Annotated in this window: 13 protein-coding genes and 1 riboswitch; of the genes, 3 read left to right on the forward strand and 10 right to left on the reverse strand. The window is 66.6% G+C overall.

Annotation, left to right across the window (positions count from 1 at the left end):
- Positions 1-121 precede the first annotated feature (121 nt).
- From Rhe02_RS41315 to Rhe02_RS41330, 4 genes are read right to left on the reverse strand one after another with little or no spacing between them, the layout of a single operon-like run.
- Entirely contained in the window at positions 122-1,135 is a 1,014-nt protein-coding gene (locus Rhe02_RS41315; RefSeq protein WP_203913973.1) for an inorganic phosphate transporter, read from the reverse strand.
- Positions 1,136-1,810 carry a DUF47 domain-containing protein gene (locus Rhe02_RS41320; RefSeq protein ID WP_203913974.1) on the reverse strand — a complete coding sequence of 225 codons (675 nt, stop codon included), beginning with the start codon at positions 1,808-1,810 and terminating at the stop codon, positions 1,136-1,138. It abuts the gene before it with no gap.
- Positions 1,807-2,679: a PPK2 family polyphosphate kinase gene (locus tag Rhe02_RS41325; RefSeq protein WP_239124383.1), complete on the reverse strand. Its 873-nt coding sequence runs from the start codon at positions 2,677-2,679 to the stop codon at positions 1,807-1,809. Before Rhe02_RS41325 ends, Rhe02_RS41320 begins: the two co-directional genes overlap by 4 nt.
- Before the next feature lie 7 nt (positions 2,680-2,686).
- Entirely contained in the window at positions 2,687-3,199 is a 513-nt protein-coding gene (locus Rhe02_RS41330) for a DUF402 domain-containing protein (RefSeq protein WP_203913976.1), read from the reverse strand.
- Between the two features lie 11 nt (positions 3,200-3,210).
- Between Rhe02_RS41330 and Rhe02_RS41335 the strand changes: the two genes are divergently transcribed.
- A complete protein-coding gene (locus tag Rhe02_RS41335; RefSeq protein ID WP_373320781.1) occupies positions 3,211-5,190 on the forward strand; it encodes an ATP-dependent DNA helicase in 1,980 nt (659 codons plus the stop codon).
- Here the strand turns inward: Rhe02_RS41335 and Rhe02_RS41340 are convergent.
- Genes Rhe02_RS41340 through Rhe02_RS41350 form a run of 3 tightly spaced genes read right to left on the reverse strand, consistent with a single transcriptional unit; the run spans position 5,187 to position 8,181 of the window.
- On the reverse strand, positions 5,187-5,522 hold the full coding sequence (locus Rhe02_RS41340; protein ID WP_203913978.1) for a GroES family chaperonin: 336 nt from the start codon (positions 5,520-5,522) through the stop codon (positions 5,187-5,189). The genes Rhe02_RS41335 and Rhe02_RS41340 overlap by 4 nt on opposite strands.
- Positions 5,523-5,563: 41 nt before the next feature.
- The gene (locus Rhe02_RS41345) at positions 5,564-6,820 is read right to left on the reverse strand and encodes an AI-2E family transporter (protein WP_203913979.1); all 1,257 of its coding nucleotides are present in this window, start codon (positions 6,818-6,820) and stop codon (positions 5,564-5,566) included.
- A gap of 35 nt (positions 6,821-6,855) precedes the next feature.
- Positions 6,856-8,181, reverse strand: coding sequence for a PrsW family intramembrane metalloprotease (locus tag Rhe02_RS41350; protein WP_203913980.1), 1,326 nt, complete (start codon positions 8,179-8,181; stop codon positions 6,856-6,858).
- A gap of 47 nt (positions 8,182-8,228) precedes the next feature.
- Positions 8,229-8,349: riboswitch (SAM riboswitch) on the forward strand.
- Positions 8,350-8,352: 3 nt separating this feature from the next.
- Here Rhe02_RS41350 and Rhe02_RS41355 point away from each other — a divergent pair.
- Positions 8,353-9,600: an aminotransferase class V-fold PLP-dependent enzyme gene (locus Rhe02_RS41355; protein ID WP_203913981.1), complete on the forward strand. Its 1,248-nt coding sequence runs from the start codon at positions 8,353-8,355 to the stop codon at positions 9,598-9,600.
- Here the strand turns inward: Rhe02_RS41355 and Rhe02_RS41360 are convergent.
- Complete coding sequence (locus Rhe02_RS41360) at positions 9,527-10,669, reverse strand: FUSC family protein (RefSeq protein ID WP_203913982.1); 1,143 nt, start codon at positions 10,667-10,669, stop codon at positions 9,527-9,529. The two genes, Rhe02_RS41355 and Rhe02_RS41360, sit on opposite strands and share 74 nt — an antisense overlap.
- 23 nt (positions 10,670-10,692) lie before the next feature.
- Between Rhe02_RS41360 and Rhe02_RS41365 the strand changes: the two genes are divergently transcribed.
- The gene (locus Rhe02_RS41365) at positions 10,693-11,307 is read left to right on the forward strand and encodes an HD domain-containing protein (RefSeq protein ID WP_203913983.1); all 615 of its coding nucleotides are present in this window, start codon (positions 10,693-10,695) and stop codon (positions 11,305-11,307) included.
- A gap of 167 nt (positions 11,308-11,474) precedes the next feature.
- Here Rhe02_RS41365 and Rhe02_RS41370 read toward each other — a convergent pair whose 3' ends face one another.
- Both Rhe02_RS41370 and Rhe02_RS41375 read right to left on the reverse strand, forming a co-directional pair.
- Complete coding sequence (locus tag Rhe02_RS41370) at positions 11,475-11,933, reverse strand: GNAT family N-acetyltransferase (protein ID WP_239124385.1); 459 nt, start codon at positions 11,931-11,933, stop codon at positions 11,475-11,477.
- The gene (locus Rhe02_RS41375; protein WP_203913984.1) at positions 11,930-13,225 is read right to left on the reverse strand and encodes an NsdA family TPR-like regulatory protein; all 1,296 of its coding nucleotides are present in this window, start codon (positions 13,223-13,225) and stop codon (positions 11,930-11,932) included. Before Rhe02_RS41375 ends, Rhe02_RS41370 begins: the two co-directional genes overlap by 4 nt.
- Positions 13,226-13,362 lie beyond the last annotated feature (137 nt).

Here is a 13,362-nt window from a genome sequence, read left to right on the forward strand (position 1 = left end):
TGCCGCGCGGGAGCTCGCGGCGAGCGACCACAACGGAGCGGCGCAAAAAATGCGACGGGTTGGGCTAGGCGAGGGCTTTGGCGATGGTGGCGGCTGCTTGCTGGATCAGGGGGCCGACTGTCTAGAAGATGGGGCGGGCGAGGACGTAGGCGATTGCCGCGATGAGCGCGGCACCGGGGAAGGTGAGAACCCAGGCGGTGACGATGTTGCCGGCCACACCCCAGCGCACGGCGGAGAGTTTCTTGGTCGCGCCCACACCCATGATCGCGGAGGTGATGGTTTGCGTGGTGGAAATGGGCCAGCCGAAGCTGGAGGCCGTGAAAAGCACCGATGAGGCAACGGTTTCGGCCGCGAATCCGGCCGGCGGGTCGAGGTCGATGATGCGGCGGCCCAGGGTGCGGATGATGCGCCAGCCACCGGCGTAGGTGCCGAGGGCGAGAACCGTTGCGGAGGACCAGAACACCCATTCTGGAATATGGGTTTTACTGTCCTGCAGGCCCGCTGTGTAGAGGGCCAGGACGACGATGCCCATCGTTTTGGCGGCGTCCTGCATGCCGTGGCCGATCGACATCGCCGCGGCCGAAAACGACTGGGCCACGCGGAAGTTTCGGTTGAGCCGGCCGGGGTGGCCGTGCCGGAAAATCCACATGACGGCCAGCATGAGCAGGGCACCTAGCACGAAACCGGCCACCGGCGAGAGCACCATCGGGATGACGATGCTGTCCACGATGCCCTTCCAGAGCACCGTGCCATCGACGCCGAACAGCGTGGCGCACAGCGTCGACCCGACCAGCCCGCCGATGAGCGCGTGCGAAGAGGAGGACGGAAGCCCGAAGTACCAAGTGATGAGGTTCCAGCAGATGGCCCCCACCACACCGGCGAAGACCACGCCGAGCGCGGTCAACCCGGTCGGCAGCGAAACTACGCCGCTGCCAACGGTTTTGGCCACCTTGGCACCGAGGTGGGCGCCGATGAAGTTGCCGATCGCCGCCATGCCCAACGCGATGCGGGGGGTGAGGGCTCGGGTGGAAACACTGGTGGCGATGGCGTTTGCGGCGTCGTGGAAACCGTTGGTGTAGTCGAAGACGAGCGCGGCCGCGATGACCGCGATCGCGCCGACAAGGAGTGAGTCCACTCAGGACTCCTTGACGGCGATAGTTTCGACGGTGTTGGCCACATGCTCGAATGCGTCACAGGCCGCTTCCAGCTCGTCGGCGACCTCCTTCATCTTCAGCACGGTCAGGGCGTCGTACTCGCCGCTGAACATGCGCACCAGCAGCATCCGGTAGGCGTTGTCGCCTTCGTTCTCCAACCGGTTGGTTTCGACCCAGTAGTCCTTCAGCCCGCTGAGGCCCTTCATCTTGGGCACACCCTTGGGACGTTTGACGCCCGGGGCGCCGATCCGCAGCCGTTCCATGGCTTCGGCGGTGATGGCGGCCTGACGGTTGAGCACATCGACGAGCTCGTGCATCTCGCGCGGCAGGATGGGCAGCTTGGTCAGGCCGTAAAGGTAGACCAGCGTGCCCACGGCCTCGAGATGATCCATGACGTCATCGAGCCCGGATCCCAGGCGGTAGATGTCCTCACGGTCGAAAGGGGTGATGAAAGTCGAATTGATCTTGTTGTACAGCTCGTGGGTGATCTGGTCGCTGTCGTGCTCCACCTCGATTAGCCGCTCGCTGACCGCCTGCACGTCGGCACCGGGCAGCGCCAGCTCGCTCAGCAACTGCGCGCCGCGGACCAGATTCTGCGCAGCCTTGCTGAACATCTCGTAGAAGGCGCCCTCACTGGGGCGAAGTGAGAACTTCACGTTTGCGACACTCCTTCTTCGATCCGCTGGCGTTCGCGTTGGGGGTCGAAGTTCGCGGGCGGATACTGCAGGTTCATGCCTTTGAACGCGTGGAGCATCAGGTGGGCCACAGCCCAGTCCCGATACCACTTGCGGTCTGCCGGCACAACGTACCAAGGCGCAAGATCAGTGCTGCAATGCGCCAGGGCATCGTGGTATGCCTCCTGGTAGGCGGGCCAATAAGCCCGGTTATCCACGTCAGCAGGGCTGTACTTCCAAAACTTCGTCGGATCGCGCAGCCGCTCAAGCAGACGCCGCTGTTGCTCCTCGAAAGATATGTGCAGCATCACCTTCACCAAGGTGACACCGGCATCGGCAAGCTCCTGTTCAAAGTCATTTATTTGTGGGTACCGGCTGAGCCATACCCGCTTCGGAGCCAGTTTGCGCACCCGCACCACCAACACGTCCTCGTAGTGAGAACGGTTGAATACCCCCACGAGCCCAGGTTTAGGCAACGCGCGGTGGATCCGCCAGAGAAAGTCATGGCGCAGCTCGGTGGCGGTGGGCGGGCCGAAGCCCACGATGTGCAGGCCCTGCGGGTTCATGGTGCCCGCCACCTTCTTGACTGTTCCGTCCTTGCCACCGCAGTCCATGGCCTGGAGCACGAGCAGCAGCCGGCGCTTGTCCTTCGGATCGGCCTTGGCGGTGGCGAACAGCATCTCTTGCTGGGTGGCGAGCTGCGCGCCGAGATCGACCAACTGCTCCCGGGCCCACGTCTTGGGGTCCTTGCGCACGGTCTTCTTTTCCGGCAGTCCGGGCGTGCCGGCGGGGTCTACTGCGGACAGCGCGAAGCCGGTGCCGACCCTCAGCAACTCCGGCACATTGGACACAGGAGGATCATCTCGCAGAACCGAACGCAGTGTCGCCGAATAGGGCAAGCCAACGGTGGAAATGCCCGGCGAAGGGCTCGGCGCCTTCGTGCAGCGCATCGAGCAAGGCGGCCGCGGAGGCTCTCGCCTGCCGGATGACCTCCTCCGGGTACCCAAACTTGCTGGCGTGCTCGCGAAACTCGTCCTCATCCACGAGCTGAACCTCGCCGGTCTCGCGGATCTTGCGCACATCCAGGTCGAGGTCGGTGATGACGACGCGGTTGCCCTCCCAGGCGGGCGGGGTGGTGATGTCGCAGTAGACGGAGGTGTTGCGGGGGGCGGCGTTGAACATGGCGGTGAACCAGCCGACATGCGGGACGAGCAACACGCCCGGAATCTCCCAAACCTTGCCCGAATCGGTGACAGTTCCGCTGGGGATCCCGAGCCACGTCCCGAAGCGGTCGCGCCCGAACAGCCGGGTCCACATGGCCCGATGGGCACTGCCGTCGAACTTGCGCATCTCGACCCTAATCAAGGCCATGCCATCATCCTATGCTTCCGCCGCGAGCTCTCCCTTTGGCGCAGCTGTCCCACCGGACCTGTAGCGTCGACGCCATGCCGGAAGCAGCCCAGCTCCTCGCCGCAGCGGTCGCCTCGGTCCCCGGCGGCGTAGCAAGGCCCGGCCAGGAGGCCATGACCCAAGCCATCGTCGACGCGGTCAAGTCCGGTGACCACCTGCTGGTCCAGGCGGGCACGGGCACGGGCAAGTCGCTGGCCTACCTTGCCCCGGCGCTGACGGTCGACGGCCCGGTGGTGATTTCGACGGCCACGCTTGCGCTGCAATCGCAGCTCGTCGAGAAGGATCTGCCCCGGCTTAGCGCGGCGGTGGCGCCGCTCATCGGGCGGGAGCCCACTTTCGCGTTGCTCAAAGGCCGCCACCACTATGTGTGCCTGGCCAAGCTGGAGACCGCCGACGAGCCCGACCCGGAGGAGGCGCTTTTCGAGCGCACCAAGTGGCTTGGCGAGGCAGGCAAGCTCGGCAAGCAGATCGTGCGGATCCGCGAGTGGGCAATGAAAACCGAGACCGGCGACCGCGACGAGCTCGATCCGGGGGTGGATGACACGGCATGGCGTTCGGTTTCCACGCCCGCGCGGGAGTGCGTGGGCGCCACCCGGTGCCAATACGGGCCTGAGTGCTTCGCTGAGCTTTCGCGGGTGCGTGCCCGCGAGGCCGACATCGTGGTGACCAACCACTCCCTTCTCTCCGTCGACATGCTCGCCGGCCGTCACATCGTCCCGCCCCACAAGCTCCTCATCGTTGACGAGGCCCACGAGTTGGCCGACCGTGTCTCCAGCGCGGCCCAGGCGGAGCTGACACCGTCCGGGGTGGACAGCACGGCCCGCGCGGCCAAGCCGCTCATCGATTCCGACCAATTCCAAAGCCTGCTTGAGGGTGCCGACGCGCTGACCGTCGGCCTGGCCGAGGTGCCGGCCGGGCGGTTGACTCAGGGTTTGCCGCCCATGCTTCGGGAGGCGTGCACGCTTCTCGATGCCGCCACCAGGTCCGCGCTCAGCTCCATCGGCGAGCTCAAGCCCGACGACCCAGACCCGGTGCGCAAGCAGCTGGCCCGAGCGCTGCTCGATGAGGTGTCGAAAACGTCGCAGCGGCTGCTGGAAAATTCGGCCCACGACGTGGCCTGGATAGAGCAGGAGCCTAGGCGGGCCCTTGTGGTGGCGCCACTGTCGGTCTCCTCACTGCTCAACGAGAAGCTCTACGACGAGCGCACGGTGGTGGCGACGTCGGCCACGCTCGCCCTCGGCGGCAAGTTCGAGTCCATCGCCAAGTCGCTCGGCGAGCCCGCCGGCTACCGCACCCTCGATGTGGGCTCCCCTTTCGACTATCCCAAGCAGGGCATCCTCTACGTCGCGGCGCACCTGCCGCGCCCCACCACCTCGGGGCTGAGCGACGCGGCCGGGGTTGAGCTGCTTGCCCTGGTCAACGCGCTGGGCGGGCGCACCCTTGGCCTGTTCTCCTCGCGCCGCGCAGCCCAGCAGGCGGCCGATCTGGTGCGCGACAAGACCGAGCTCACCGTGCTGTTGCAGGGCGACGAGTCGCTGCCGATTCTGGTGCGCAAGTTCCGCGAAGACCGCAACAGTTGCCTATTCGGGGTTATGTCGCTGTGGCAGGGGGTCGACGTGCCCGGCGACGCCTGCCAGCTCGTGGTGATCGACCGGCTCCCGTTCCCGCGGCCCGACGAGCCGTTGGCGGCCGCGCGTTCGGCCGCGGTCGACGCGGCGGGCGGCTCCGGGTTCTCTGCCATCAGCGTGCCGATTGCCGCTGTCCGGCTCGCTCAGGGCGTGGGAAGGCTCATCCGCGCCGACGCCGACCGCGGGGTCGTCGCCGTGCTCGACTCGCGGCTGGAAAACGCGCGGGGCTATGGCGCGTTTCTTCGGGCCAGCTTGCCGCCCTTTTGGTACACCACAAAGCAGGAAAAGGTCCTGGGGGCGCTCAAACGGCTGGCGAGCGACTAGAGATAGAGCCCGGTCGAGTCGGTCTCCACCCGGGAGGCGGCCACCGCGTGCACGTCGCGCTCGCGAAGCAGCACATAAGACTCGCCGTGCAGCTCTACCTCGGAGCGTTCCTCGGGGTCGAAGAGCACCCGGTCGCCGATCTGGATCGACCGCACATGTGGGCCCACTCCGACGGCCGTGGCCCAGCTCAGCCTCGTCCCCATCGAGGCCGTCGCGGGAATGACCAGCCCGGTCGACGACCTTCGTTCCCCCTCGGAGGCTTCCGTTTTGACCAGGACCCGGTCGTGTAGCAACCGAATGGGCAGGCCGGCGACGGAGTCGGTGGTGGTCACGGCGTCACAATAGCGCGGGTCAGCGCCCACGACGCCGTTGCCTAGGGTGTCGCCTCGGCCGCCTCGATACTGTCCTCCACCTCAGGTGGCGGAGACTGGGCAAGCACCCGGACGCCGGTGTTGAGGATCGCGATCAGCGGCACCGAGATGAGCGCGCCCACAATTCCACCCAGCACAAGGCCGCCGGCGATGGACACGATCACGGCGAGCGGATGGATGGCCACCGCCCGGCCCATGATCAATGGCTGGAGCAGGTGACCCTCGATCTGCTGCACGGCGATCACCGCAGCGAGCACCAACAAGGCGGTGACCACGTCGTTGGTCACCAGCGCGACCAGAACAGCAACCGCGCCCGACAGGGTGGCACCGATGATCGGGATGAACGCGGTGAGGAAGACCAGGGCGGCAAGCGGCAAGGCCAGCGGCACGTTGAGCACCCAGAGCGCGATGCCGATGCCCACCGCGTCGATAAAGGCCACCAGAACGGTCGCCCTTACGTAGGAGGTGAGCGACCGCCAGGCCGCCACACCCGCCCGGTCGAGCGGCTCACGGGCCGGACCGGGCACGAAGTTGAGACTGAACTTCCAGATCTGGCGGCCGTCGCGCATGAAGAAGAAGAGCGCGAAGATCACCAGGAACATGCCGCTGAGAATCTCCAGCGCCGTCGACGCGGTGCGGATGACACCGGTCGTCAACGTGTCCTGGTTGGCGCTGACCAATTCCTGGAGCTGGTCGACCGCCTTGCTCAGCTGAAGATCTGTCAGGTGCAGCGGACCTCGTTTGAGCCAGTCCTGGATTTTGGTCAAGCCCTCGCTGGCGTTCTGGGTGAGCTTGGGCAGACCGTCGATGAAGGCGTTGACCACCAGGGTCAGCGTGCCCACCACTGCCGCTATCCCACCGATGAGCACGATCGCGGTGGCGAGCGAGCCGTGCACGCGTGCCTTGCGCAACCGCCCGACCGCCGGCCCGAGCAAGGCCGCCAGCAGCAGGGCGATGACCAGCGGGATGATCACGACGGTGAGCAGGCCGACGACCCTCAGCAGGCCCCAGAGCACCACCGCGAGGACGATGAATCGCCAGCCCCAAGCCGCCCCAATGCGCAGCGGCCGGGAGACGAACGAGTCGTCGAAACTGCTGGTAGAGCTGTGCGAGACGCTCGGCGGGACCTGAACCTGGGCCGGAGCCGGCGGCGTCGGCTCGTCGAGCTGATCGTTTGCCTCACGCTTGGCGCGGACCTGAGCTCGGCCTGCCTCGTAGGCGCGCCGAATGTTAGCTCTGACCTGCTCGAACCGACCCACTCGCCGCCTCCTTTCCGATCTCGACCCACCACACGTTAGTAGGGATGTGCCATCGGCGACAGCTGGATAGGCAGCGGGACGACCGGCTCCGGCGGCGCGGGGACCCGGCGGGCCACGCCGTCGGGGAAGGCCATCGTGTATCCCTGGCCGTCCCAGCGGGCGGACGGCATCTGCGGATCCTGCCCGGCGAACACCTGCCGTGAGCGGGTCATCGAGTCGAGCAGCTCGCGTTCCTCGGCGAGGCTCGTCTCCAGCTGCGGGCCGTGGTCGTCGAGGCCTCTGTCCATCCGGTCTCTCACCAGCGCGAGCCGGGTCGCGGCGAACTGGAAGTCACGCATGGCCGATTTGCCCAAGTCGCCTGCGACGCGTTTGGCCCACACCCGCGCGGCGTGCCGCCTTCCGAGCGTGCCCAGCGCGGCCACCTCGGGCGGCGTGAACCACCCCGCTCGGGCATAGGGCGGCAACACCTTGAGCGTGAGCCGCCCCTCGTGGGCACGGACCCACAGGGCTATGCCGAGCATGGTGAGGAACACCGGCACCATCACCGCGACGTAGCCGTAGAGGAAGATGTAGGGACTGCGGCTCGCACTCATGATCGCCATGAGGTTCCACGCGCCGTGCAGCATCATGGCGAGGATCAGACCCGGGATAGGCGCAAGCGCCCGCACCCAGCCACTGGCCGAACGGGCGGCGAAGCCGATGCCTATGCCCGTCATCGAGGTGAACAGCGGGTGGGCGAAGCCGGACATGAAGATGCGGGCGATGAACAACCCGAACACCAGCGCCGTCCCCGACGCGGGCCCGTACTGCTCGTAGCCGGCGTTGAAGGCGTGCCCGCCGAGGTAAAGGATGTTTTCCACCATCGCGAAGCCGACCCCGGACAGTCCACAGTAGACAATGCCGTCGGTGAAGCCGGAGATGGCGCGGCGACGCGTCCATAGGATCAGCAGCGGCCCGAGCGCCTTCATCAGCTCCTCGATGAAGGGCGCCACCAGCACTCCCACCACCGAATCGGGAAGATCGAGGTAACTGGCCGCGAAGGTGTTGACGTGGTAGGCGGCGAACGTCGCCGGCGCCGCGCCCCAGGCGAAGGCGAACAGGAGATAGGTCACCGGCTCGGGCTCGTATCGGTCGAGCCACAAAAAGCAAGCCACCAGAACGGGAACCGGCAGCACGGCCGCGACCAGACCCACCGCCAGGCCGCGCGGGCCCAGGTTGAAACCGAGCGTCACCAGCATGGCCACCGCAGCGCCGCCGATCACCACGATGGCGCCGGTCAGCAGGACCCAGCGCGGGAACTGCCGCTGCTGTTTCACCGCCGGCGGCTGGGCCGGGCCCTCGGGCGCTGTGAGGTACTCCATGCGCGCAGCCTACCGAAGCCGAACGACACCCGTTATGCTCGCCGATAGGTCACGAGTGCCAGCAGATAAGCCCCGGCTTGCTGGCCGGCAACCCTCCGCCGCGGTGGGGTGCCCCGGGTGATGACCGGGCTCCAGGCGCGACGGTCGCGCCGGGCGCAAGCGCGGAGGTGCTTGGTGTCTTCCACCGACCTGTCTTTGCTGGGAATACCTGGCTTTGTCAATCTCGACTATGCCGCGACCGCACCCTGTCTCAAGGCGGCGGCCGATGCGGTCAATGAGCTTCTTCCCTGGTACGGCTCAATCCATCGCGGCGCAGGAGCGCTGTCACAGCGGTGCACCCGCGAGTACGAGCAGGCCAGGCAGACCATCGGCGATTTCGTCGGAGCGCGGGCCGAAGACCACGTCATCTTCACCCGCAACACCACCGATGCGCTGAACCTGCTGGCCCACTGCCTCCCAAGGGGCACCACCGTGATCACCTTCGGTGGGGAGCACCACGCCAACCTGTTGCCCTGGCACTATCCGGTCCGCCTGCCGGTGCCGTCATCGCCGGGCGAGGCGATCCGCTCGCTCGGCCAGGCCCTGGCCGTGAACTTCCAGACCGACGTGCTGGTCAGCGTGACCGGAGCGAGCAACGTCACAGGCGAGATCTGGCCGATCGCCGAGCTGGCCCAGATCGCGCACCGCCATGGCGCCCGGATAGCCGTCGACGCCGCGCAACTGGCGCCGCACGTTCCGATCGACCTGTCCGCTCTGGGAATCGATTACCTGGCCCTGTCCGGCCACAAGCTCTACGCGCCCTTCGGGACCGGGGTGCTTGTCGGGCGAAGCGACTGGCTTGACGCCGCGGTGCCGCTCACCAAGGGCGGTGGGGCCACGGCCCGGGTGGGCGATGCCACCCATGACGTCCGGTGGGCGACCGGCCCGGCCCGGCATGAGGCCGGAACCCCGAATCTGCTTGGCGCCGTTGCCTTGGCGAAGGTCTGCGCGACCCTCGACGCGGCGGACAGGCAGGCGCTCTTCGACAGGGAGCAACGGCTGCTCGCCCGGCTACGCGAAGGACTGTCCGAAATAGCCGGCCTGGAGGAGCTGCGCATGTTCGGCCGGGATGCCCGGCGGATAGGCGTGGTCTCCTTCGCGGTCAAGGGAAGGGACTCGGCCCAGATCGCCGAGATCCTCGGCCAGAAATATCAGATCGGTGTGCGCGATGGGCTTTTCTGCGCCCATCCGTTGGCCCGCCGGCTGTTGGGCGAGGCAAGTGTGCGGGCCGGGTGGGAAGGCGTTCCCGCGACGGCGTTGCGGGCGAGCATCGGCCTGGGCACCACCGAGGCCGACGTCGACGCCCTCATTCACGCCCTGGCAGCCGAACTGAACGCACCGCACGATGCGCTTCTTCTGGAGTCAGCCCTGTCGCGCTGATCAGATCGCTTGCGGTGGAACGGATCTGCGCCGCGACTACGCTTCCGGAAAAGCCGAGGCCTTTATGGTAGGCCTCAGCACAGGCGCGCACCGCTTCGAGCGCGGCCTCTCGCGCCCGTACTGGCTCCGTGCCCTCCGCCAGCTCCCGCTTCAGGTGGGTCACCGATTCCGCGAGCGCGCCGACGGCCACGATCAGGCTTGGTGGGGTGTGCTCGTCGTCGCTGACCATCGACAACCCGCGCCGCACCAGCACCCGCGTGTTGCGCAGCGCCCGCGCCACATGGTTGTAGGACTCAAGGTATTGGGCAAGCGCCCCCCGCTTGCCCCAGCGCAGCGGCGCGACCATCGAGATCTCCCGCCCCGCGTTCAGCGAATCGTTGAAGGCACGCAGTTTCGTCTCGGCCCCGCGAAGCCCTTCCAGCGCTTCGGTCGCCAGCGCGGAATCCCTGCGCTCCAGCGCTTCTGCCGTCTCCTTGAGCCCTTTCGCCAGCGCCTCCAGCACCGGCCCGGCCGCACGTTTCACCACGGTCAACGGATTGAGTGGCAGCAACAGCGCCATCACCGCGACCCCGACCGTTCCGCCCACGACGGCGTCGACGAACCGGCTGAAGAAGTAGTCGCTTTGAAACGGAGTCAACGTCGCCACGAGCGTTGCCGAGGTGGCAGCCTGAGTCACCAACGGCCCCGACCCACCAACGAACACGGCCAACAGGATGGCCAGCCATACCACCAGCGAGATCTGCCACCACCCGCTGCCGATCGTCACGATCAGCGCTTCCCCGAGCAGAATGCCGACGGCGTTGCCGACCACAATCTCGAAGGCGCGCCGCAGCCGTTGCCCGATCGACACCGCGAGCACCACCATCGCCGCGACCGGGGCGAAGAAGGGCAGGGTATGACCCAGCACATGGTGGGCCACAAACCAGGCCAGCCCCGCCGCGACCGCCGCCTGAACAGCCCACCCCGCGGCGAGCCGCACCCGGTGCACCCGATCGCGCAGCGTGTCCTTGGAACGCTGAGTGATCACCGTGGACAGCGAACCGCCGACCCGGCCCGGTTCGGCCGTCATAGCGCCAAACGTAACCTTGCGGCATGTCCCTGGAAGCGCGATTCGTAGACTCGGCCCGCCAGGCGGGCGCCACCGCCACCGATATCGCCTTGCGAGCCGTAGCCGCCGAGCTGACAGCCCGCTGGTCCGAGCCGCATCGCAGCTACCACAATCCGGCCCACCTGCGGGCCGTGCTTGACGAGGTCTCCCACGATCCCATCGCCGCGCTCGCCGCCTGGGGCCACGACGCCATCTACGATCCCCGATCGCCGGCCAACGAGGAGCGCAGCGCCCAGCTGCTTGCCAGCTTGCTCTCCCGCTGCGGCCTGCCCTCCGAGACCATTTTCAAGGCCTATCACTTGGTACTGATGACAGCCGGCCACGCGCCCGACGACTCCGACCACCGCGGCCAGCTACTCGCCGACGCCGATCTGGCAATCCTCGCCACCCCATGGCCCGACTATCAGTCCTATGTAGACGCAGTCCGCGCCGAATACGCTCATGTCCCGCCGGAGTTGTGGCGCATCGGCCGCGCCGCCGTCCTCTCCAACCTGCTCGAGCTACCGGCCCTGTTCCGCCTGCACCCCGAGCGCGAAGAATCAGCCCGCGCCAACCTCGCCCGAGAACTCGCCACGCTCACAGAAGACCCACCCGCGTGACGGCGCCGCCCCGCTCGGCGTCCCAAAACAGTTCACCACCGACGGACTAGGACTCGGCTCCGGCCCACTCGGGCTAACCCCCGGCCGCGGCACCACCCTGTCACAACCCCCCGTGAGCAAAGCCAAGATCACAAATCCCAGCGCCCACCTCATGACGCGAACCTAGCTCAAATCTCCGCCAGCCTGAACATGACCTTTCCTCGGTTCTCGGGATATCCCATCCCGCGATAGAAGCCGAGCGCCAGCTGGTTGTCGGCATCGGCGGTCCACTCCACACGGCGGCAGCCGCTCTCGGTGGCAATCTCGATCAACCGGTTCATCAACAGCGTCGCTACGCCTTTGCGCCTTGCGGCTTCCGAGACGTACAACTCCTTGAGATACAAGGACTGTGTCAGCCCCACGGCCGGCCAGAGAAACGAATAGGCCGCCATCCCTACCACCCAACCGCTGTCCTTGGCCAGGATGACGTAGGCAGCCGGGTGCTCTCGGAACAGCATTTCGGTGATCTGCCGCTCTCGTTCATCGACGGGCTCGAACTCGGTACCACCGTAAAACCGGTCGAGCTCCTCCATGAGGTCCGCGATGGCCCGAGCATCCCCTCGTTGGGCATCGACTACGACGATCACTTCGGTTCGCCTCCCTTTGACATCAACATGAGTAGATCGCGCAGTTCGCGGGCAGCGGGTGCGACCTGATGGCGGGTCGGCAGCGATTGCCATATCTCGCGTGCCCGCAGCCAGGCCAGACCGCAGCGCTGCTCCTCGGTCAGGTCGAGCAGGGCACCTGCGGCCGCCTGCATTGCCTGGTCCAGCTCTCCGTCATAAGCAAGGCACGCGGCGCCGTCCAAGCGGACCAGCGCACGATCGAGGTAGTCACGTTCTGGATAGAGCGTGAGCGCTTCCCGCTGGGCGGCGAGGGCCAGTTCGGTGTCATTCAGGTGGGTGTAGGTGTTGCCAGCGTGGAAACGCAGTTGCGCCTCGTTATATCCAAAGGCCGAGGGCATCCGGGCATCCAGATCGAGCACAGCGACAGTTGCCTCCGCCTTATCCAGCGCCACCTTCGCCTCCTGCCTGCGACCCAACACACCATGCACCCTGGCCTCAAGTGCTGCCGCGAGCGGTAGACCGACACAGATCATCCGGCCCGCGATCGCCTGGGCGTGGCGCGCCACCGCCACCGCCTCGGCCAGATTGCCCGCGTAGTAGTGAACGTAGGCCTCTTGAGCGTGCACCCATGAGCGGGTAGCTATGTCTCCCGCTTCATCTGCGGCCACGCGAGCAGTACGGGCCCAATTCCGAGCAGCCAATGGCTCATCGAGCTTGATGAGGGTCAGGAACATCAGCCCGGCCATTTGAGCCGCAGTCCGGGTAAGTCGCCTCAGGGCCAACGCTGAATGGCGACGCTCCAACAGCCGCTGCAGATCGGCGAAGTCCGTTGCCAGCTCGGCCAACATCAGGGCCGCGGGCCGGAAACGAGTCGCTTGTCCGTGGGTATGAACAGTGAGTTCCCACTCGTCCAATCCAGCCTCACTAACATTTCCGATGCTTATGGCGTCGTGAAGCGCTCGGCGTAGAAGCTCGACTGAGTCCAGTGCCGACTCCCCGGTGAGCTGTGGCCGAGCGTAGGTGATTGTTGGCTCTGCCTCGCCACGCGCTAGTCTCAGCTCCGCCTCGCTCAGCGGCTGGCCAACCAGCATCTCGAAGGCATAGCCCCAGTGCAGCGCAGCCACCCGCTGCGCCACGGGTCGCGCACTAGCCACCTTTCCCGCCATCCAGCGCGAGAGGTGGCGGGGAGACAGCGTGACCTTCTCGCCCTGCTCTCTGCCGGTGTGCTCAAACGCGGAGCAGTTCTCCTCGATCGTTCGACGGCTGCGACGAACGAGCTGCTCGAGAAGCGTTCGCGGCAACGGCCGATCCATGACCACCACGGTAAAGCGGCATCGTTCGGCGCACGAGAGCCGGGAAGCACATCGGCGGAAAAGTCATCTCAATGTCATGACTATGTCTCTATATCGGCTGGTGACGGTCGTCGCTATGACCGCCAGCGACCTACAAG

Source organism: Rhizocola hellebori, from assembly GCF_016862955.1.
GTDB lineage: Bacteria > Actinomycetota > Actinomycetes > Mycobacteriales > Micromonosporaceae > Rhizocola > Rhizocola hellebori.

What these genes read in the sequence shown, in the direction of transcription:
- Rhe02_RS41330 (WP_203913976.1), bottom strand. Translation starts at nt 3,199, where the DNA reads ATGGCCTTGATTAGGGTCGAGATGCGCAAGTTCGACGGCAGTGCCCAT.
- Rhe02_RS41335 (WP_373320781.1), top strand. Translation starts at nt 3,211, where the DNA reads ATGCTTCCGCCGCGAGCTCTCCCTTTGGCGCAGCTGTCCCACCGGACC.
- Rhe02_RS41350 (WP_203913980.1), bottom strand. Translation starts at nt 8,181, where the DNA reads ATGGAGTACCTCACAGCGCCCGAGGGCCCGGCCCAGCCGCCGGCGGTG.
- Rhe02_RS41360 (WP_203913982.1), bottom strand. Translation starts at nt 10,669, where the DNA reads ATGACGGCCGAACCGGGCCGGGTCGGCGGTTCGCTGTCCACGGTGATC.
- Rhe02_RS41365 (WP_203913983.1), top strand. Translation starts at nt 10,693, where the DNA reads ATGTCCCTGGAAGCGCGATTCGTAGACTCGGCCCGCCAGGCGGGCGCC.
- Rhe02_RS41375 (WP_203913984.1), bottom strand. Translation starts at nt 13,225, where the DNA reads ATGGATCGGCCGTTGCCGCGAACGCTTCTCGAGCAGCTCGTTCGTCGC.